Origin of the sequence: Pseudomonas viciae (genome assembly GCF_004786035.1) — a bacterium.
GTDB lineage: Bacteria > Pseudomonadota > Gammaproteobacteria > Pseudomonadales > Pseudomonadaceae > Aquipseudomonas > Aquipseudomonas viciae.
In genome coordinates this window covers 3,930,784-3,948,998 of record NZ_CP035088.1, presented here as the reverse complement: position 1 = coordinate 3,948,998, position 18,215 = coordinate 3,930,784, and the positions used below count along the sequence as shown (strand labels likewise).

The window sequence follows — 18,215 nt, the reverse complement described above, 5'->3', positions numbered from 1 at the left end:
CCCGGAATGGCCCGGGGCAGCACGCATCAGCCTTGAATGTTCAAGGCTTGTTTCAATTGCCGGGCGCGTTCGGCGTCCACCGCGTGACCATGGCCAAAGCCACCGGCCCAGCCGCACACCTGGCCGGCATAATCGACGCCGCGTAAAAGGCATTGGGCGAGGCTGTGCCCGTCTTGCCACGCCAGCAAAAACGCCGCGATGAAGCCGTCGCCGGCGCCCATGCTGTCGACGAACGTGCAGGGCAGTGCCGGTTGCTCATGGACGCCCTGTGCATCGATCGCGAGTGCGCCCTGGGCACCGCGAGTGACGACCACAACCGCCGGGCCCATGGCGCGCATCGAGTTCGCCAACTCATGGGCTTCGTTCGACGACAGGTCGGCCGCCGAGAAAAACGCAATGTCGACATGCTCCAACAAGGCCGGCCAATCGAACTCGACCCAGTTGTCCGAGAAGTCGAATGACAGGCAGCCGCAGGCCTGGCGGATCTGCGCCAATTGGCTTTCCAGGCCGCTGTAGAGGCTGCTGTGTGCCAGCGGGAATGTCGCGACATAGGCCAGGTCGTCGGCATTGAGTCGCAGTTGACGACATACTCCAGGATCGCTGCCGAGAAACACTCGCTCGCTATCGATGCTGTTGACGCATGCCCAGCCGTTGGCGCCCGGCAACGTTTGGCAGCGTGAAACATCGACGGCTTCCTGTTGCAGGCAATCGAGCAGGCGCTGGCCGTATCGATCATCGCCAACACAGCCCAGGTAGGCGCTGCGAGTGCCCAGCCGGGACGCGAATACCGCCACGTTGAGCGCATTTCCGCCGGGGTATTCGAGGTTTCGGTCCAGGTACACATCCAGGGTGTTGTCGCCGACTGCGATCAGGCTGGCCATGCTCAGTACTCCGTTTTCCACATGTAGCGACGCGTCGTCAGCGGCTGCTGGTGCCAGACCGCCAGGTGGGCGGCGATGCGTTCCGCGGCGATACCGACGATGTAGGGGGCGACAATCGCGCGGATTTCCGGATCGATGCCCTCCATCGGGAAGTCCTTGGAGTCATAGACCATGACCCGCTCGGTGTACCGCTGGCAGAAGCGCACGACCCGCTCCATCTGCGCCCGGCTGGGATCTTCGCCCACCAGCAACAGCAGCGGGGTGGTCGCGTCGATGGCTTCGAACGGACCATGGAAAAACTCGGCAGCCTCCACCGGCAGGCAATGCAGCCATTGGCTTTCCATCACCACGCAGACGCCAAACACATAGGCAGTGGTGAACATCGGACCCGAGGCGAGGAAGTACATGACGCGGTCATCTTTGTAGAGGCGTGCTTCTTCGGTTGCCCGTTGGTCGTTATTGATCGCCGCGTCGGCCAGTGCCTGTGGCAATGCTTTGAGCGAGCGCGTGAGCTTGTCCAGCAGTGGCCAGCCTTCGCGCTTGGCCAAGATGCCACCGATCAAGGCCTGGAGGATCATGAAGCACCCGAAGTACGCCTCATCGGTACGCCCCAGCAGAAAGCAATGTTGCACGGCCTGGGCCAGTGGCAGCTCGGCGGTTTGTGTCACGCCTACGGTGAGGCAGGGCTTGTCTTGCAGAAAGCGTGCGGCGGCGATGGTTTCCCGGGTCGTTCCGGATTTGGACGCGAGGACCACCAGAGTGCGTTCATCCAGGCGCGGCGGATCGATGTCCATGAAATCGGCCGGGAAATAGCGGCGTACTTCCAGTGTGTGGCTGTAGCGCTCAAGCCAGTACTGCAAGCCGAGCATGATGCGGTTGGGCGCGCCGCAACTGACGAAATAGATACGGTCGATCCGCGTCGCCAACTCCTGGCCAAACTGCTGGGCGTCGTCGACGATTTGCACGGATTGCTGCAAGGAAGTGATGAAGTCTTCCCGGTTGAACTGGATCGCCATGTGAGCTCCTGGATGCCTTGTTGCGGTGCTTCATGTTGCTGTTCATGATCACCATTTAGACCAAAAGCTATACCATGAAAAATACCATTACAAGGCTTTTTGTCCGTGGTCTAATGAGCCGTTCAGCAGTTTTCAGCGTGTTATTTGAAGTGAGTTTGCTTATTGCCATCAAGCTGGCGGGGTTGCGGTGGTTTTTTTGGTTTTTATCGCAACATTGATGCGTCAGAAAAATAATCCAGGATGTAGACCATGAAAGTTGTTCCTCCAAAGTCCTCTGATGTGGCGCTGCTGGCGCCCGAACGCAAGCAGGTGGCGTGGCAGGCCGTCCAGGCGTTGCTCGAAATGCTCGAACGCCCGGAGTTCGGGCCGACTGAACGTATTCCAGCGGAACGGGACCTGGCCGAGCATTTGGGCATCAGTCGGATGACGTTGCGCAAGGCCCTGCAAACGCTGATCGATCGTGGGGTTCTGGAGCGCCGGGGCAATCGTGGGACCTTCGTCACCGCCCCGGGTGTCGAGCGTCCCCTTAATACCGTGGCGCGCAAAGGCATCGCTGAAGTGGTCGAGCAGGCCGGGGCGAGGCCTGGCAGTAAGCTGCTCTACTTCGAACAAACCCAGGCCAGCGCACGCGTCGCCAAATTACTGAAGATTCAGGAAGGGGATGCTTTGCTGACCATTCGGCGTCTGCGCACCGTGGACCAGAAACCTTTCTGCATCGAGACCAGCTACATCCCCGCGGCACGCGCGCCGGAGCTGGTAGCCGGGGACCTGATCGAGGGGGCATCGTTGTATGCCTTGCTGTTATCGCGGTACCAGATCGAAATAGAAAGCGACGAGGGCACGTTGAGCATTGCCACGATGAACGACCAGGAGGCGCGCCTGCTCGAAGTCGAACCGGGGACGGCCGCGCTGGTTTATCGGGGCGTGATTTTCGACCGCCAGGGACGGCCGGTGGAGTACCTGGTCTCGATCAACCATCCTCAGCGCGTGGTGTTCAAGCTGGCGGACAGCCGGGTCAATAGCATTCATACCGAGCATTGATGTGAATGTGCCGCCGCCCTCGCGAGCAAGCTCGGCTCCCACAGGAGTCCCTGAGTGTCCACAGATCCAGCGTTCACCACACATCCTCTGTGGGAGCGAGCTTGCTCGCGATAGCGGCGGTCAGTTGCCGGTGAGCCGGGAGGTCGCGCGGGGCCTGATTTTCAACTGGTTGGATGGGATTTGAAAACTCCACTGAGTACAAAGGCATAACGTTCCGGACGAATGAAAAACGTCGTGCGGTCGCAGCAGCGGCCGTCGGCAAACCAGGAGGTGCGCTCCATGACCAGCAGTGCGGTGCCGCGTTTGACGTGCAGCGCGCTGGCCAGGCGTTTGTCGGCTTCCTGCGCGCGGATGGCCAGGTCGGCGCGAGTGACTGTCAGGCCGGTGATTGACTCGAGAATGGAATAGATCGGTTGATGTTCGACGTCAGCCCAAGTCACGCTGGCCAGCTCGGCCGGTAAATGGCTGCGTCCCAGCGCGATAGGTTCTTCATCGACGAAATGCAGTCGCTCCAGCAGCAGGCAATCGTCTGCGCCTTCAAACAGGCCTCGCAATGCCTCGGGAACCGGCTGCAGGGCGTGACTGACCACCCGCATGCTCGGTTGCAGCCCTTGCAGCAACAACGCCTCATGAAAACTGCGCAACGCATCCAGGCCGTGGCGGACCTGTTTGGCGGCGACGAAGGTGCCTTTGCCTTGTTTGCGTTCCACCACGCCTTCTTCGCTGAGCTTGCCCACCGCCAGGCGCACCGTGACGCGGCTCACGCCAAAGCGCTCGCCCAATTCCGCTTCAGACGGCAGCTTGCCGTTGGGTTGGTAATCGCCGCGCTGGATTTCCTCCAGTAACTGATGGGCAATCTGTTCGTAAAGTGAGGTGCTGCTGTCGCGAAGAATGGGCGTGGACACTGTCAGCTTCCGTGACCTTGAGTGGGGCAGGGTGCCTTCACTTCTAAGGTTATAAAAATAGGTTATTGGGACTACTTGTATTAATACGTATTATGTCAGGCAATCCCATTGTAGACGACCTGACGACACTTGCCATGCTCAAAACCGTTCCCTACCCCCAGCAGCAAGCCGATGCTCTGACGGTCGATGACATCAGCTTCAGTTACCCCAACGGGCACCGGGTTTTTTCCTCGTTCAGCCTGAACGCCAAGCCCGGCGAGTTCGTCGCGATCCTTGGGCCATCGGGCTGCGGGAAAACCACGCTGCTGAATTTGTTGTCAGGTTTCGTGCAACCGCAAAGTGGCCTTATCACCATCAATCAGACGGCGGTGCGTCCGGAGCGTTCGGAACTGGGTTATGTGTTCCAGGCACCGCAATTGTTTCCCTGGTTGAGCGCTCTGGAGAACGTCCGTTTCGGCCTGCGGATGAGCGCTCAGACCAACGAAGCGCAGCAGCGCGCGCAGGCCTTGCAGTACCTGCGCCTGGTCGGCCTGGAGAGCGCGGCGCATCGGCTGCCGCACCAGCTTTCCGGTGGCATGCAACAGCGCGTTTCCCTGGCCAGGACCCTGGCCTTGGAGCCCAGCGTATTGCTGATGGACGAGCCGTTCGCCGCGCTGGATGCCATCAGCCGCAACAGCATGAATGAAGAGACGTTGCGCCTCTGGGCCGAACTGGGCCAGACGGTGTTGTTTATTACCCATGACATTGATGAAGCGGTGTTCCTGGCGGATCGGGTCATTGTGCTCAATATCGCCCCTGGCGGTATCCACAGCGAACTGGACATCCATCTGCCGCGTCCCCGTTCCAACCTGAAAACCCGTCGCCTGCCGGCCTTTCTCGATTACCGCAATGAGCTGATGGAGCGCATTTCCCAGATCATGGATGCGTCCCAAGCCACTGCTTACCTCACCCCACAACTCGAGCTGACAGCATGATCAAACGTTCGCTGCTTGCCCTTTCATTGTCTGTTGCCGCCCTGGCAAGCAGCGCATTCGCCGTGGCGGGCGAGGAGAAACCCTTGCGCGTGGGGTATGTCTTCGCCATGGCCAATGCCCCGGCGCTGATCGCGGACAAACAGGGTTACTACCGCGAGGAAGGCCTGAATGTCGACCTCAAGGCGTTGGGCGATGGCCCGGTGATCCAGCAAGCACTGGCCGCCGGAGAGCTGGATGTGGCCTATGTCGGGACCCCGCCGGTGTACCAGTGGTTTTCCCGGGGGCTGCAAAGCCGGATCCTGGCGAAGGTCAATTACGGTCAGGCTGCGGTGATTGTCGACGCAAAAAGTCCGATTAACAGCCTGGAGCAACTCAAGGACAAAAGACTCGCCGGGGTCAAGAAGGGCAGTGGCATGGATGTGTTGCTGCGCGGTTATGTCCTGAAAGAAAAGGCCGGGCTCAATCCTGACAAGGATCTGGACATCATCGACATGCCGCCCGGCAACATGAACGCGGCCCTGGATCGCGGCATCGTCGACGCGGCGTTTTCCTGGGAACCCTTTGTCAGCCAGTCGCTGTTGCGCGGTTCGAGCCGGATCCTGCTGGACGTGAACCAGGCGCTGCCCAATTACCCGTGGTACGTGGTGATCGCCTTGCCGAAGACCTTGCAGGAGCGCCCGGACGATGTGGTGAAACTGCTGCGCGCCCATCGCAAGGCCATCGCCTTCCTCAACGAGCATCCCGCTGAAGCGAACCGGCTCATCGCCGAGGCGTTCAAGCTTGAAGCGGTGCAAGGCACCGACGGCCGGACCATCGCACCCGAAGACATCGTCGCCCAGGCACGTACTCGCTTGGGCTGGTCGGCGGACTTGCAGGCAACGGATATCCAGTTCATCCAGCGCCTGATGAACTATTCCCACGATCTGGGTTTTATCGACACCACGCTCAAGACCGAACAGATCGTGGATACCTCCTACCTGGAAAAAGCCGCGCACTGAGTCCGTCATGTCCTTGCCAAAACCGAATTGGGGATGGGCGTCGCTGCCGTTCCTATTGTTGATCTGGGTGGCCCTGGCCAGCCGCTTTCCCACGTACATCCTGCCGCAGCCCTGGGACGTTGCCCGCGAGGCGCTGCGCTGGCTGGGCGATAGCTCGCTGTGGCAGCACCTGCGGGCCAGTGTCCTGGAAGAGTTGGGTGGTTTCTGCGCGGCGGTGATCGTTGCGCTCCTGTTGGGCACGGCCGCAGGTTTGTCTTTGCGATTTCGCGACTTTATCTCGCCGCTCAACAGCCTGTTCATGGCCATTCCGCCGATCGCTTGGGCGCCGCTGATCATGATCATTTTCGGCCTCGGCTACGTCTCCATCGTGCTGGTGATTTTCATCGCCGCGATGTTCCCCATGGCCGTGACCATCCAGGAGGGCGTGCAGAGTATTCGCGGTGGTGAAGTCCGCGCGGCGCGCACCCTGGGGGCCAATTCCTGGCAACTGTTGGCCCATGTCTACTTGCCGGCCTCGTTGCCCTTTGTGACTGCAGCGTTGCGCATCGGTTTCAGCCAGGGCTGGAGGGCGTTGGTCGCGGCGGAAATGATCGGTGCGTCCCAGGGCATCGGCTGGATGGTCTCCACGGGCGGGCAGATCGGCAACAGCAGCCAGGTGTTGCTGGGCATTGTCGTGATCGGCCTGATTGCCTGGCTGATGGAGAGCTTCGTGTTCCGGCGCATCGAGCGCCACTACCAGAAATGGCGCTTGCAATAAGCATCGCCCCCCGTATCCAAAACCTTCAGTGGACCACTGCACGAGGTGTCATGTGAGTAACGTTTTCGATCCCCGCGAAGCCGGGCATTACATTGCCCCGCAAGGCCTCTACGAACGCAACAAGAAACGCCCGTTCCTGGGCAGCATCGACTGTGATCGAGACACGCTGATCGCCGGTCAATGGGATGAAATTACCTTGGTCTACGAGGTCGGTGGCAGTGGCCTGGCGGACGGTGCCTGGCTCAAGCTGGCCTTCAAGTTCTACTCAGACTGGGCCTTGTTCCAGACCTCGAACCCGGCTGGGCCCAACTATGTCAGCGCGGAATATCAAGCCGGAGAGTTGGTCCCGGGCCAGAGTCAGGCCACCGTGCAACACCTCAAAGTACGCTTCGACCAGAAGGGCCATGAGCGGCCCTTCCAGAAAGCGATCATCATCGACATCGTCGACGGTTACCTGAATCCAGGGGACAAAGTCATCATTCGCCTGGGGGATCGCCGGCAGGGCGGCGCGGGGACACGGGTGCAGAGTTTCGTCGAGAAAGACTTCCGCTTCCGGCTGTTCATCGACCCGTTGGGCAGTTCGAAGTTTGCCGAGGTGCCGGGTGATCCGTTGCTGGACATCGTGCCGGGACCGGCCCGGAGCCTACAGTTGATCGTGCCGCGACTGGTCAGTGCGGGTGAGGCGTTTGACGTGCTGCTCAGGGCGGATGATGCCTGGGGCAATACTTGCCGCCAGTTGCCACTCAAGGGCGTTTTGACCTTCATCGATCCTGAAGGCGGAGAACGGCGGCAGCCGTTTACCTTGGCGGCTAGCGGCTGGGCCACTGCGCGGCTTGAGGGCATTGACCTAGGTGCCCAGGGTGAGTGGCGTTTGTCCGCCGAGGTACAGTCGACCTCGGTCCGTGGCGCCCAGGCGTTTGTCACGGTCGATCCGGCCGGTACAGCGCTGCGTCCGCTCTATGCCGACCTGCATGTGCACTCCGATGACACCGTGGGCACCAACGACACCTTGTACAACCTCAGCTACGGTCGCGACGTGGCCGGGCTCGATGTCCTTGGCTACACCGCCAACGACTTCAACATCACCGAGCAGCGTTGGGACCAGGCGGTCAAGCTGATCCACGAGCTCAATGAACCGGGCCGATTTGTTTGCTATCCCGGCACCGAGTGGTGCGGTAACTCCTGCGCGGGCGGGGATCGTAATGTGGTGTTCCTGCATGACCGCAAACCCGAGTTTCCCTTCGACAATCAGGGACGGCTGGTGCGCTCCTTCGAATGGAACGAGTTCACCGCCGGTACGATCAAACCGGGCGCCTGGCCGGTGGACGAGCTGTACGCCGCCTATGCCAAGGACCCCGAAGGCCATCTAATGATGCCCCATGTCGGCGGGCGCCGTTGCAACCTTGACTGGCACCATCCGGAGCTTGAGCGGCTGATCGAAGTCGGTTCGGCCTGGGGTCAGTTCCATTGGGTGTATGCCGAAGCGCTGCAGCGTGGCTATCGGGTGGGGGCCGCGGCGAACAGTGATGAACACCAGGGCCGTTGCGGCGGCGGGGTTCCGGCCACGGCAGTGTTTGGTTCGCGGGGCGGGTTGACGGGAGTGGTTGCTGACGGCTTTGATCGAGCCAATGTCGGTAAGGCGCTTCGCGCCCGTCGCACCTTCGCCACGACCGGCGAGCGCTCGTTTGCCAGCCTGAGCCAGGGCAAGCATTTCATGGGTGAAGTCTTCACCGCCGATTCGAATGCCACGCTGGACTATCGACTGCTGGGAGAGGCAGGTTGGGAGCAGGTCGATCTGTTTGATGGCGACAAGTTGATCTGGTCACGCAACCTGCATCAGGAACTGGGTTTTTCCACGCAACGCATTCGCTTGCGTCTGGGTGGCGCGCGGATCAAGGACCGTTATCGCGGCGCTTACTGGACCGGCGAGATTCGCATCACCGGCGCGGTCATCAATGGTTTTCGCGCCTTGGGCCTCGATCATCCCGAGCAAACCGTCTGGCGCAAGGATGCCACTGTCCTGGCCTTTCGCACGGACACCAATGGCGATACCGACAGCATCGAAATCGACCTGTCGCACCTGGCCGGCGCGACGTTGCAGATTCACAGCCGTATCGACAACTACGTCAAGGTCGGTGATCCGGCCGAACCGCAACCCTATGTGCATGCGCCGGCGGTGCTGATGGAGCTGTCCGGGGAGGAGTTGCTGGCGCAATCGCAAGTCATCGAAGAGCTACCGGGCGCCGAATTGAAAGTCTCCCTGGAAAGGACCACCGCTGCAGCGCTGCCCCGTGAGCTGCGAGGGAGCATTGAACTGGCCCGGTTGAACCTGGAGCAGGGCCGTGAACATCCACTGTTCATCTGTGCCCGTCAACGGGATCAATCCCGGGTCTGGACTTCGGCGCTGTTCCTGACGTTATAAAACGCGGGGTTTGACGCCCCGCCGGATAGACGGCATATTTGCTCGATTGTGAGTATTTATGCTCGTTTATGTAGGTTGTAATGCCATGACTTCACCTCACGAAGCGTTTCCCGGCGAACGCCAGCAATTGATCCGTCGGCGTCTTGCCCAGTACGGCCGGGTGATCGCGGCTGATCTGGCCAGCGAGCTCAATGTGTCCGAGCACTCGATACGGCGCGATCTGGGTGCATTGGCGGCGGCGGGGTTGTGCAAGCGCGTTTATGGCGGCGCCATACTGTTGCCCGGTGCGGAAGGGCCGTTGGAGGTTCGAGTACAGCAAGACACCGTGCGCAAAAGCAGTCTTGGCCAAGCGGCGGCTTCATTGCTGAGGGCCGGCCAGCATGTCTTCATCGATGCCGGGTCGACCAACCTGGCCATTGCCTGCGCCATTGACCCGCAACTTGAGCTGACCCTCACGACCAACTCACCGTTGATTGCGGTGCAGTTGATGAAACTGCCGCGCGCCGAAGTCATTGTGCTGGGCGGTCGCCTGAACCCGGTGGCTGGAGGTTCGATCGGGCTGACGGCGGTACAGCAATTGCGCCAATTCAGTTTTGACCTGTGTTTTCTGGGGGCCTGCGCCATCGACCCGGACAACGGCGTCACCGCGTTCGGTCTGGACGATGCTGAGTTCAAACGCGCGGTGGTCGCCGCCAGCGGTCAAGTGGTGGCAGCCGTGACCAATGAAAAACTGTCGAGCGTTGCGCACTATCAGGTGGCATCGTGTGAAGAAATCGCTGTCCTGGTGGTGGAGCACGATGCGCCGCGCGAGCGACTGGAGCCTTTTTTCGGCAGGGTTTCCAAGGTGATGACGGCGGCCTGCGAACAGCGGCGCGGACAAGGCCAGGCTTGAGATGGTTGCCTTGGCAGGAGCAGCAATCAAACGGATGCCGGACGACCCCATTGTCCGCCACGTCATTTACGTCTAGTTTGCTGCCCCATCATAAGGACAAAAACAGGAGTCATCGATGCAACCGATTCGTCTCGGTCTGGTGGGCTACGGCAAGATAGCCCAGGATCAACATCTTCCCGCTATCCTCGCCAACCCCGCGTTCCAGTTGGTCGCTGTCGCCACGCAGGGGAAACCCTGCGACGGGGTGGAGAACTTCCAGTCCCTGGGCGAATTGCTCGAAAAGGGCCCGCACGTCGATGCGATTGCGTTCTGCACACCGCCGCAAGGTCGATTCGCGTTGGTGCAACAAGCGTTGGCCGCTGGCAAACACGTCCTGGTAGAGAAGCCGCCGTGCGCCACGTTGGGCGAGGCGATGGTGTTGGTGGAGCAGATCCGGGAGCAAGGCGTCAGCGGTCTGTTCGCCTGGCATTCGCGTTACGCACAAGGCATCCAGGCGGCCCGTGACTGGCTGGCCAGCCGTACCCTGCAAAGCGTGAAAATCGACTGGAAGGAAGACGTGCGCAAGTGGCACCCGGGCCAGGCGTGGATCTGGCAACCCGGAGGCCTGGGCGTTTTCGACCCGGGCATCAATGCCTTGTCGATTGTGACCCACCTGCTGCCACTGTCACTGTTCGTCGAATCGGCCGAACTGCGCGTCCCCAGCAACTGCCAGTCGCCTATCGCCGCTAACATTAAAATGTCTGACGCGGGTCGTCTCGATGTCCGCGCGGAGTTCGATTTCGACCATGGTCATGATGAACTCTGGAGCATCGAGATCCGCTGCACCGAAGGCCTGTTGCGCCTGGACAACGGCGGCGCACTGTTGAGTATCGATGGCGTGCGCCAGGCCGTTTCGCAGGAGGGCGAGTACGCAGCGGTGTATCGGCATTTCCAACAACTGATTGCTGACAAGGCCAGCGACGTGGACCTGCAGCCGCTGCGACTGGTCGCAGACAGCTTTTTTGTCGGTAGCCGCGCGTCGGTTGAACCGTTCTACGACTAGGCGCTGTCAGGGATTAACCGCAGGAGGGGGGCCAGTCGATCCATGCGTCGACTGGCTGCGCTTGCGTTCGATTCTGTCGCTATCCGACGCTGGGTGCGATGGCGGGCAGCCGTCTTTCAGCCCAAATCTTCAGCCTGATGCCGCTCCGGCACCTGGCTCGCCTCATCCCCCCACGTCCGGTTGACGCGTTGCCCACGGATGACCGCCGGCCGTTTGGCGATTTCTTCCGCCCAACGCTGCACATGGGTGTATTCGTGGGCAGCGAGAAACTCTGCGGCCGAGTACACGTTGTTGCGCACCAGTTGGCCATACCAGGGCCAGACCGCGATATCGGCGATGGAGTAGTGGTCGCCCGCCAGGTATTGGCTTTCACCCAGGCGGCGATCCAGGACATCCAGTTGGCGCTTGGCCTCCATGGTGAAGCGATTGATGGGGTACTCAAGCTTCTCCGGTGCGTAGGCATAGAAATGCCCGAAGCCGCCACCCAGGTAGGGCGCAGCGCCCATTTGCCAGAACAGCCAGTTCAGGGTTTCGGTGCGCCCGGCCAGGTCAGTGGGCAGGAAGGCGCCGAATTTCTCTGCCAGGTAAAGCAGGATCGAACCGGACTCGAAGACGCGGATGGGCGGCTCCACACTGCGGTCCTGCAAGGCCGGGATTTTTGAGTTTGGATTGATCTCGACAAAACCGCTGGAGAACTGGTCGCCCTCGCCGATGCGAATCAGCCAGGCGTCGTATTCCGCGCCTGCATGCCCGAGCGCCAGCAGTTCCTCAAGCAGGATGGTCACTTTCACGCCATTGGGCGTGGCCAGCGAATAGAGCTGCAACGGGTGCTTGCCGATCGGCAATTTCTTTTCGTGGGTCGGCCCGGCGATCGGGCGGTTGATGCTGGCGAACTGGCCGCCAGACGGGGCCTCATTTTTCCAGACCTTGGGCGGAACGTAGGACGCTTGACTCATGGAACGTACCTCATCGTTTGCTGGCGGTGTACACGTAGACCGCGCAAGAGGGGGGCGCCTGGCGTGATGCGGTAAGCGGCACGCCAGAGAGGCCGAAGCCTGGCCTTCGAATGAAAGCAGAGAAGCTATCATAGGCTGCGCGGCGCGTGGTGGTCGGCGCGCCAGAGACCCTGGCTGGGAGACGATCAGAGAATCAGATGTCCACGCTCCGTCGGTTCACCATCGATGTGAGTGGTCGATCGGCGGACGTAGCCTGCTTAAGCGCTCAGCCACAGTTCGACTTTATCTCGGCTCGGAATGCCTCCGGAATGAACAACTTTGCCATCAATGACCACGCTGGGTGTCGATATAACCCCATAGCTCATGATGTCACGCAGCTCTTCCACTTTTTCCAACTTCACAGGCACGCCTTTCGCTTGAGCGACTTGCTCGATGATGGCGATTGTCGATTTACACTTGGAGCAACCGGTACCTAGCACCTTGATATCTTTCATGGGAACCTCGGCGGATGGACTTACAGAACGAAGTTGAAGGCGTAGCCAACGACGAGAATGCCGGCGGCGACGACACCAATGAAGGTGGCGATCAGGCGGACTTTCAACACCTTGCGCAGAATCACCATCTCAGGGAGGGAGAGGGCAATGACGCTCATCATGAAGGCCAGTACCGTGCCCAACGCTGCACCTTTGGCGAGTAGCGCCTGGACAATGGGAATGATCCCTGCTGCGTTGGTATACATGGGAATGCCTATCAGGATCGCGACTGGGACAGACCACCACGCCTCTTTACCCATGAAACCGGCCATGAAATCTTCGGGCACGTAGCCATGAATACCTGCGCCAATGGCGATACCGGCCAGGATGTAAGGCCAAACGTTTCCGACGATTTCACGCACGCTGCCAAAACCGGCATAGATCCGTTCATGCAGCGGCATGTGTATGTCTTCTGCGGTTGCCTGGACTTTGGGCATGTCGCGAACCCAATCCTCTAGAGAGTCCTCCATTTTCAAGCGCCCGATGATCCAGCCTGCAACCACAGCAATAAACAAACCGAGACTCAGGTACAGCAGCGCAACTTTCCAGCCGAACAAGCCCAATAGCAGTGTCAATGCGACCTCGTTCACCATGGGCGCGGCAATGAGAAACGAGAAGGTCACCCCTAAGGGCACGCCTGCCTGAACAAAGCCGATAAACAGAGGAACTGCGGAGCAGGAGCAGAACGGGGTAAACACCCCGAGAGACGCCGCCATGACGTTGGCCATGCCCTCGCTTCGTCCGGCCAATGTTGCGCGGGTGCGTTCAGGTGTGAAGTACGAGTTGACCATTCCCATCAAGAACACGATGCCGGTCAGCAGCATCAGCACCTTGGGCGTGTCATAGAAAAAAAACTGCAGGGCACCACCCAGGTGGCTGTCACGCTCGACAGGCAGCGCTGCAACCAATGCCTCCGAGACAGGGATAAGGGCCTCATACAAACCGAACCAAATAAGCACGGCTGCCACCAAAAAAAGGCGGGGACTGCGCTGTGGCCAGCGCACAATGATCTCGTTCATGTCCACACCTCCTGGGACGGAGCCGGGCTAGGCCACCGATTGATCGGCCAGAGCCGCTGCGATTTCGCTGACCGTGCTGCGAGCCGTACGCGTTACGCCGATCAACGTGGCGGAAGCCGAACCGGTCCACTCACCGTAGCCAACCAGCCATAGCCTGGGTTCTTCAATCGAACGGGTGCCTTCGACCTCGACACGGCCCTCGCTGTTGACCACGCCCAGCGCATCCAGATGCTGCAGGGCCGGTCGGAAACCGGTGCACCAGATCACCACGTCCACCGCAGACTCTGAACCATCGGCCCAAATTACCCCGTTGCGGGTAAACCGTTGGAAAGGCCGGACAGATTTGAGCGCATGGCGTGCTCGCGCATCGATAACGGGCGGCACCATGACGATATCGCCCAGTCCGCCCACGGGCTGCTCTATGACAAGGCCTTGCTGTTGGGCTTTCCAGCGCTCGGTGGCGCGCTCGAACAACACGCGCCCATCCACTTCGTCGGGCAAGAACAAGGGTTCGACAGGCGTCACCCAGGTGGTCTGCGCGACTTTGGAAACCTCCGCCAGAATCTGCGCCCCTGAATTGCCACCGCCCACCACCAACACACGCTTACCCGCGAACGGCTGCGCCTGGACATAGTTCGCGGAGTGCAACTGTTGGCCGGCGAATGACTCGGCATCCGGGTAGTAAGGAATGTAAGGATTGCTCCAAGTGCCCGTGGCACTGACCACTGCCTTGGCATCCCAATGCCGGCCGTCAGCCCATACGCGCAAGCCCAGTGCTGTGCGCTCCACCCGATTGACCCGTACCGGACGCACCACCGCAAACTGATAGCGTTGTTCGTACTGCTTGAGGTAGTCGATCACGTGGTCGCGCGATGGATAGCCTGCTTGCGTGGGGGGCATCATCCAGCCAGGGATCGAACTCCACGTGGCCGGGGAGAACAGGCGCAACGAGTCCCAGCCATGCCGCCATGCGCCTCCTGGTTCTTGCTCGGCGTCGAGGATGACAAACGTCAATTGCGTGCGGCGCAGGAAATAGGCCACCGCCAAGGCAGATTGACCCCCACCGATAATGACAACGTCAAATGCGCTGGAGGGCGAATCAGTCATGACGGCGAACCTTCAAGGGCGTGGATGGAACGGCGGCAGTGGTCCCTGCCAAGGAACCGTCTCAATAACGCTTGCACGTTTTGATGCCCAGTAACGTATAGATCGGGCAGAAGCGGAAAATGCCAGTGGCCAGCGGCACCAGGCCGATCCAGCCCCACAAGCCGATCACACCGGTCAGGCTCAGGGCGATGAGAACAAGCCCGATGACTATGCGCAGGCTACGGTCAATGGTTCTGATATTGGCTTTCATGCTGATCTCCCGATCAATGGGGGCGCCGGGTCTCCAGCGCCGTGAACAACAACATGCCCGCCAACATGGCCAGCATGAACACAATGATTTGCCAGTGTCCGGTCAGCAGGATGGCCACGGCAGGGCCAGGACAGATACCGGCTATGCCCCAGCCGATGCCGAACACCAGGCTGCCGCCGATCAGGCGTGGGTCCAGCTCACGTTTGACCGGTAGTTGCATAGGGCTTCCCAGCACTGAACGCGATTGCCGGCGAGCCCAGGTGAGCGGGCCGATGGCAACGCCAATCGCACCGATCATCACCAACGCCAGGGACGGGTCCCAGGCCCCGGCCAAATCCAGAAAGGCCAGCACTTTTCCCGGGTTGGCCATCCCCGCCAGGAGCAGACCGAAGCCAAAGAGCAGGCCGGCGATGAATGCAGTCAGTTTGAGCATGATCAAACCCCCATCACATGACGCAGGACAAAGACTGTCGCGAAACCGCTGAACATGAAGCAGGCCGTGGCGATCATTGAGCGCGGCGACAGGCGCGATATGCCGCACACGCCATGGCCGCTGGTGCAGCCCGAGCCATAGCGGGTGCCGATCCCCACCAACAGGCCGGCGACGACCAGCCCGACCCAGCCGCTGTGGAACTCAATCGGCGGCAAAGTGGCAAACAGCCCCCATAAAAGCGGTGCGACCAGCAGACCCAGAAGGAACAGGGCTTTCTCGCCCACGCCTTCGCCGCCGCGCTGCAGAAGGCTGCCGATCAACCCACTGATGCCAGCGATACGTCCATTGGCGACGACGAACAGGCTGGCCGCCAGGCCGATCAACAGGCCGCCGGCGAGGGATGACCAAGGTGTGAAATTGAGCCAGTCAACATTCATGAGCGTTCTCCGATACACAATCGTTGCTATTCCACGACAGGGTTCAACCCAGGACTTTTACCAGCAGGGCCACCGCCACCAGCGTAGAGACCAGGGCAAAGCCTTTTTGCAAGTAGGGTTCCGGCAACCTGGCCGCAATCAAGCGCCCGCCAAGCATGCCGCTGAGTGCGCCAATGGAAAATGGCACGGCTACCGCCCATTGCAAGTGACCGGCCGCCGAACTCGCCACAACCCCCGACATGGAAACCAGTGCAATCACCGTCAGCGACGTGGCGAGCACCGACTGCGTGGTCAAATTGGTGTAGCGCTGCAGCGCCGGGACCATGACGAAACCACCGCCGACTCCGAGCAAGCCGGAAAGCACCCCTGCGACCACGCCGGAAGCGGTGAGCGCCCAGGCACAGGGGCCGGTCCAGTTCAGTTTGCCGCGGTTCTCATCCAGGACACAGGGCGGTGGCTTGCCCCTGCCAGATGCCTTTGCCCGCGCGTGCGCAGGCCGTGATTTTTGAAAGGCCCGCCAAGCCACGTACATCAGCAAAAGGGCAAACATGATCGTCAAGGGGGCGTTGGGAGTACGTTGAGCCAACCACAAGCCGACGGGGGAGCAGACGATCCCCGCCCCGGCGGTCAGAAGTGCGGCTTTATAGCGTACGATGCCGTTTTTGAGCCCCATCACGGCGCCCAGGGTGGCGGCTAAACCCACGGCGAGTAGACCAATAGGCCCGGCTTCGGCCATGCTTAATCCCACACCAAACACCAGGAACGGGACCGCGAGTATGCCTCCACCCGCGCCGGTCAGCGCCAGAATCACCCCCACGGTGAAGCCCAGTAGCAAGACGCTCATCATCTTGTTCTCCTGGCGTTCAAGTCCGATTTCATAGGTCCGCCAACTCGGGTTTTGCCAGCCACTCATGGCCCTTGAGCATTCCCTTCCAATACAGGGGCGGCAGGATCCGCTCTTTGAGCAGCCACGCCAGCCGCGAGGGGCGGGTTCCGTCAATCAGCCAGGATGGGAAACTGGGGGCAACCTTACCGCCATAGGTGAATTCGGCGAGGACGATCTTGCCCCGTTCCACCGTCAGCGGGCAGGAACCGTAGCCGTCGTATTGGGCGCAGCCCTCGGCCTTGCCCATCGCCGCCAGCACGTTATGGGCGACCACGGGGGCCTGCTTGCGCGCCGCCGCTGCGGTTTTAGCGTTGCTGGTATTGGCCGCGTCTCCCAGCGCGTGGACATTCGCCCACCCTTTGTGGCGCAGGGTTGCAGGATCGACGTCAAGCCATCCTGCCGCATCCGCGAGGGGGCTGACACGAATAAAGTCCGGCGCAACCTGTGGCGGCACCACATGAAGCAGGTCGAAGTCGCGGGTGACAGGGTGAGAGCTGCCATCGGGCCCGACGCAACTGAAGGTGGCCGTGCGCTCGGGACCATTGACGCTCGTCAGGGTGTCGCCGAAATTCAAGTCGATGCCGTAGGCGTGGATGTACTTCATCAAGGCGGGCACGTAGTCGGGAACACCGAACAGCACCGTCGCGGCACTGCAGAAATCGATCTCGATATCCCCCAGCACGCCTTCGCGCCGCCAGTGGTCGGCAGACAAGTACATGGCTTTTTGTGGGGCACCGGCACACTTGATCGGCATGGGGGGTTGCGTGAACACGGCTTGTCCACCGCGCAGTTGTCGCACCAGTTCCCAGGTATAGGGCGCCAGGTGGTACAGATAGTTGGACGTCACACCGTTTCGCCCCAGGGTGTCCGATAAACCTTCAATGGCATGCCAGTTGAGTTTGAGGCCTGGGCACACGATCAGTTGTTCGTAGCGGACGACTCTGCAGCCGTCGAGAATGACGGCATTTCTGTCCGGTTCGAAAGCCGCTACCGCGGACTTGATCCAGTGCACGCCACGGGGAATGGTCGCGCCCATGGTGTGGGCTGTTTGGGAGGCTTCGAAGACCCCGCCGCCGACCAGCGTCCAGCCAGGCTGGTAGTAGTGCACATCCGCCGGGTCGATGATGGCAATGTCGAGTCCTGGTTCGCGGGCCAGTAAACTCGATGCCGTGGCGATGCCCGCGGCGCCGCCACCGATAATCACCACGGCGTGTTCGGCCTCGGCCACTTCGACCGGCGTGCGTCCGTTATTGGCAATGCGGCGAATGACGCCTTTCATGTCGAACCCGGCCTTTTTGGCTGTGTCGACGATCTGTGGCAACGGTTGGTGCCCGGCTTGCGACAGCGCCCACATCGTTGTCGAGCGCATGCCGGAACGGCAATAGGCCAATATTGGTTTCGGCACTGTTTCAAGCAACTTGGCGAACGCTACGCCTTGTTCGTCCGTGACCTTGCCGGACTCGGCGGGCAGATAGTGGGCTTCAATGCCCATCGCTTGAGCCACACGTTTGATCTCGGCAAACAACGGTTGATCGCTGCCTTCACCGTCCGGACGGTTACAAATGATGGCGCGAAAGCCGGCATTTTTGAGTTCATTCAACTGATTGGGAAAAATCTGCTCTGAAACCGATAAGCCGGGCGCAAGGTGGCGGATGTCCATAAATGT

At 60.7% G+C, this 18,215-nt stretch carries 20 protein-coding genes; 8 read left to right on the top strand and 12 right to left on the bottom strand.

Features of this window, described 5'->3' with window-relative positions:
* Positions 1–26: 26 nt before the first annotated feature.
* Together EPZ47_RS17040 and EPZ47_RS17035 are read right to left on the bottom strand one after the other, a co-directional pair.
* Positions 27–881 (bottom strand): PfkB family carbohydrate kinase, encoded by an 855-nt coding sequence (locus tag EPZ47_RS17040; protein WP_135845870.1) that lies wholly within the window; start codon positions 879–881, stop codon positions 27–29.
* Positions 882–883: 2 nt separating this feature from the next.
* Positions 884–1,897: an SIS domain-containing protein gene (locus EPZ47_RS17035; RefSeq protein ID WP_135845869.1), complete on the bottom strand. Its 1,014-nt coding sequence runs from the start codon at positions 1,895–1,897 to the stop codon at positions 884–886.
* A 74-nt stretch (positions 1,898–1,971) separates the two neighbouring features.
* Here EPZ47_RS17035 and EPZ47_RS30125 point away from each other — a divergent pair, with 74 nt between their 5' ends.
* Complete coding sequence (locus EPZ47_RS30125; RefSeq protein WP_158296363.1) at positions 1,972–2,115, top strand: hypothetical protein; 144 nt, start codon at positions 1,972–1,974, stop codon at positions 2,113–2,115.
* Positions 2,116–2,146: 31 nt separating this feature from the next.
* The gene (locus tag EPZ47_RS17030) at positions 2,147–2,938 is read left to right on the top strand and encodes a GntR family transcriptional regulator (RefSeq protein ID WP_135845868.1); all 792 of its coding nucleotides are present in this window, start codon (positions 2,147–2,149) and stop codon (positions 2,936–2,938) included.
* Positions 2,939–3,099: 161 nt separating this feature from the next.
* On the opposite strand, the gene EPZ47_RS17025 is transcribed toward EPZ47_RS17030, so the two are convergent.
* Positions 3,100–3,843: a GntR family transcriptional regulator gene (locus EPZ47_RS17025; protein WP_135845867.1), complete on the bottom strand. Its 744-nt coding sequence runs from the start codon at positions 3,841–3,843 to the stop codon at positions 3,100–3,102.
* A 134-nt stretch (positions 3,844–3,977) separates the two neighbouring features.
* Between EPZ47_RS17025 and EPZ47_RS17020 the strand changes: the two genes are divergently transcribed.
* The 6 genes from EPZ47_RS17020 to EPZ47_RS16995 all read left to right on the top strand — a co-directional run bounded on the left by EPZ47_RS17020 (position 3,978) and on the right by EPZ47_RS16995 (position 10,928).
* Entirely contained in the window at positions 3,978–4,817 is an 840-nt protein-coding gene (locus tag EPZ47_RS17020; protein WP_135845866.1) for an ABC transporter ATP-binding protein, read from the top strand.
* Positions 4,814–5,815, top strand: a complete 1,002-nt coding sequence (locus EPZ47_RS17015; RefSeq protein WP_135845865.1) for an ABC transporter substrate-binding protein — start codon at positions 4,814–4,816, stop codon at positions 5,813–5,815. Before EPZ47_RS17020 ends, EPZ47_RS17015 begins: the two co-directional genes overlap by 4 nt.
* A 7-nt stretch (positions 5,816–5,822) precedes the next feature.
* On the top strand, positions 5,823–6,572 hold the full coding sequence (locus EPZ47_RS17010; protein WP_135845864.1) for an ABC transporter permease: 750 nt from the start codon (positions 5,823–5,825) through the stop codon (positions 6,570–6,572).
* A 52-nt stretch (positions 6,573–6,624) separates the two neighbouring features.
* Complete coding sequence (locus tag EPZ47_RS17005) at positions 6,625–8,994, top strand: CehA/McbA family metallohydrolase domain-containing protein (protein WP_135845863.1); 2,370 nt, start codon at positions 6,625–6,627, stop codon at positions 8,992–8,994.
* A gap of 85 nt (positions 8,995–9,079) precedes the next feature.
* The gene (locus tag EPZ47_RS17000; protein ID WP_135845862.1) at positions 9,080–9,886 is read left to right on the top strand and encodes a DeoR/GlpR family DNA-binding transcription regulator; all 807 of its coding nucleotides are present in this window, start codon (positions 9,080–9,082) and stop codon (positions 9,884–9,886) included.
* 115 nt (positions 9,887–10,001) lie between these two features.
* Positions 10,002–10,928 (top strand): Gfo/Idh/MocA family protein, encoded by a 927-nt coding sequence (locus tag EPZ47_RS16995; protein ID WP_135845861.1) that lies wholly within the window; start codon positions 10,002–10,004, stop codon positions 10,926–10,928.
* Between the two features lie 116 nt (positions 10,929–11,044).
* Here EPZ47_RS16995 and yghU read toward each other — a convergent pair whose 3' ends face one another.
* From yghU to EPZ47_RS16950, 9 genes are all read right to left on the bottom strand, one after another.
* The gene (gene yghU / locus EPZ47_RS16990; protein WP_135845860.1) at positions 11,045–11,884 is read right to left on the bottom strand and encodes a glutathione-dependent disulfide-bond oxidoreductase; all 840 of its coding nucleotides are present in this window, start codon (positions 11,882–11,884) and stop codon (positions 11,045–11,047) included.
* A 257-nt stretch (positions 11,885–12,141) separates the two neighbouring features.
* Positions 12,142–12,378: a thioredoxin family protein gene (locus EPZ47_RS16985; protein ID WP_135845859.1), complete on the bottom strand. Its 237-nt coding sequence runs from the start codon at positions 12,376–12,378 to the stop codon at positions 12,142–12,144.
* 20 nt (positions 12,379–12,398) lie between these two features.
* Positions 12,399–13,436 (bottom strand): permease, encoded by a 1,038-nt coding sequence (locus EPZ47_RS16980; RefSeq protein WP_135845858.1) that lies wholly within the window; start codon positions 13,434–13,436, stop codon positions 12,399–12,401.
* A gap of 27 nt (positions 13,437–13,463) precedes the next feature.
* Positions 13,464–14,543, bottom strand: a complete 1,080-nt coding sequence (locus EPZ47_RS16975; protein WP_135845857.1) for an ArsO family NAD(P)H-dependent flavin-containing monooxygenase — start codon at positions 14,541–14,543, stop codon at positions 13,464–13,466.
* 61 nt (positions 14,544–14,604) lie between these two features.
* Positions 14,605–14,793, bottom strand: coding sequence for a YgaP family membrane protein (locus tag EPZ47_RS16970; protein ID WP_135845856.1), 189 nt, complete (start codon positions 14,791–14,793; stop codon positions 14,605–14,607).
* A gap of 13 nt (positions 14,794–14,806) precedes the next feature.
* Positions 14,807–15,226: a DUF6691 family protein gene (locus EPZ47_RS16965; RefSeq protein WP_135845855.1), complete on the bottom strand. Its 420-nt coding sequence runs from the start codon at positions 15,224–15,226 to the stop codon at positions 14,807–14,809.
* Between the two features lie 2 nt (positions 15,227–15,228).
* Entirely contained in the window at positions 15,229–15,663 is a 435-nt protein-coding gene (locus tag EPZ47_RS16960; RefSeq protein ID WP_135845854.1) for a YeeE/YedE family protein, read from the bottom strand.
* A gap of 43 nt (positions 15,664–15,706) precedes the next feature.
* Positions 15,707–16,510 carry a sulfite exporter TauE/SafE family protein gene (locus tag EPZ47_RS16955; protein ID WP_135848021.1) on the bottom strand — a complete coding sequence of 268 codons (804 nt, stop codon included), beginning with the start codon at positions 16,508–16,510 and terminating at the stop codon, positions 15,707–15,709.
* Positions 16,511–16,538: 28 nt separating this feature from the next.
* Positions 16,539–18,209, bottom strand: a complete 1,671-nt coding sequence (locus tag EPZ47_RS16950) for a bifunctional protein tyrosine phosphatase family protein/NAD(P)/FAD-dependent oxidoreductase (protein ID WP_135845853.1) — start codon at positions 18,207–18,209, stop codon at positions 16,539–16,541.
* Positions 18,210–18,215 lie beyond the last annotated feature (6 nt).

Bases quoted from the DNA above. Each gene is read 5' to 3' on its own strand.
- EPZ47_RS17040 (WP_135845870.1), bottom strand. From the start codon at position 881: ATGGCCAGCCTGATCGCAGTCGGCGACAACACCCTGGATGTGTACCTG.
- EPZ47_RS17035 (WP_135845869.1), bottom strand. From the start codon at position 1,897: ATGGCGATCCAGTTCAACCGGGAAGACTTCATCACTTCCTTGCAGCAA.
- EPZ47_RS30125 (WP_158296363.1), top strand. From the start codon at position 1,972: ATGAAAAATACCATTACAAGGCTTTTTGTCCGTGGTCTAATGAGCCGT.
- EPZ47_RS17030 (WP_135845868.1), top strand. From the start codon at position 2,147: ATGAAAGTTGTTCCTCCAAAGTCCTCTGATGTGGCGCTGCTGGCGCCC.
- EPZ47_RS17020 (WP_135845866.1), top strand. From the start codon at position 3,978: ATGCTCAAAACCGTTCCCTACCCCCAGCAGCAAGCCGATGCTCTGACG.
- EPZ47_RS17015 (WP_135845865.1), top strand. From the start codon at position 4,814: ATGATCAAACGTTCGCTGCTTGCCCTTTCATTGTCTGTTGCCGCCCTG.
- EPZ47_RS17010 (WP_135845864.1), top strand. From the start codon at position 5,823: ATGTCCTTGCCAAAACCGAATTGGGGATGGGCGTCGCTGCCGTTCCTA.
- EPZ47_RS17000 (WP_135845862.1), top strand. From the start codon at position 9,080: ATGACTTCACCTCACGAAGCGTTTCCCGGCGAACGCCAGCAATTGATC.
- EPZ47_RS16995 (WP_135845861.1), top strand. From the start codon at position 10,002: ATGCAACCGATTCGTCTCGGTCTGGTGGGCTACGGCAAGATAGCCCAG.
- yghU (WP_135845860.1), bottom strand. From the start codon at position 11,884: ATGAGTCAAGCGTCCTACGTTCCGCCCAAGGTCTGGAAAAATGAGGCC.
- EPZ47_RS16985 (WP_135845859.1), bottom strand. From the start codon at position 12,378: ATGAAAGATATCAAGGTGCTAGGTACCGGTTGCTCCAAGTGTAAATCG.
- EPZ47_RS16980 (WP_135845858.1), bottom strand. From the start codon at position 13,436: ATGAACGAGATCATTGTGCGCTGGCCACAGCGCAGTCCCCGCCTTTTT.
- EPZ47_RS16975 (WP_135845857.1), bottom strand. From the start codon at position 14,543: ATGACTGATTCGCCCTCCAGCGCATTTGACGTTGTCATTATCGGTGGG.
- EPZ47_RS16970 (WP_135845856.1), bottom strand. From the start codon at position 14,793: ATGAAAGCCAATATCAGAACCATTGACCGTAGCCTGCGCATAGTCATC.
- EPZ47_RS16965 (WP_135845855.1), bottom strand. From the start codon at position 15,226: ATGCTCAAACTGACTGCATTCATCGCCGGCCTGCTCTTTGGCTTCGGT.
- EPZ47_RS16960 (WP_135845854.1), bottom strand. From the start codon at position 15,663: ATGAATGTTGACTGGCTCAATTTCACACCTTGGTCATCCCTCGCCGGC.
- EPZ47_RS16955 (WP_135848021.1), bottom strand. From the start codon at position 16,510: ATGATGAGCGTCTTGCTACTGGGCTTCACCGTGGGGGTGATTCTGGCG.
- EPZ47_RS16950 (WP_135845853.1), bottom strand. From the start codon at position 18,209: ATGGACATCCGCCACCTTGCGCCCGGCTTATCGGTTTCAGAGCAGATT.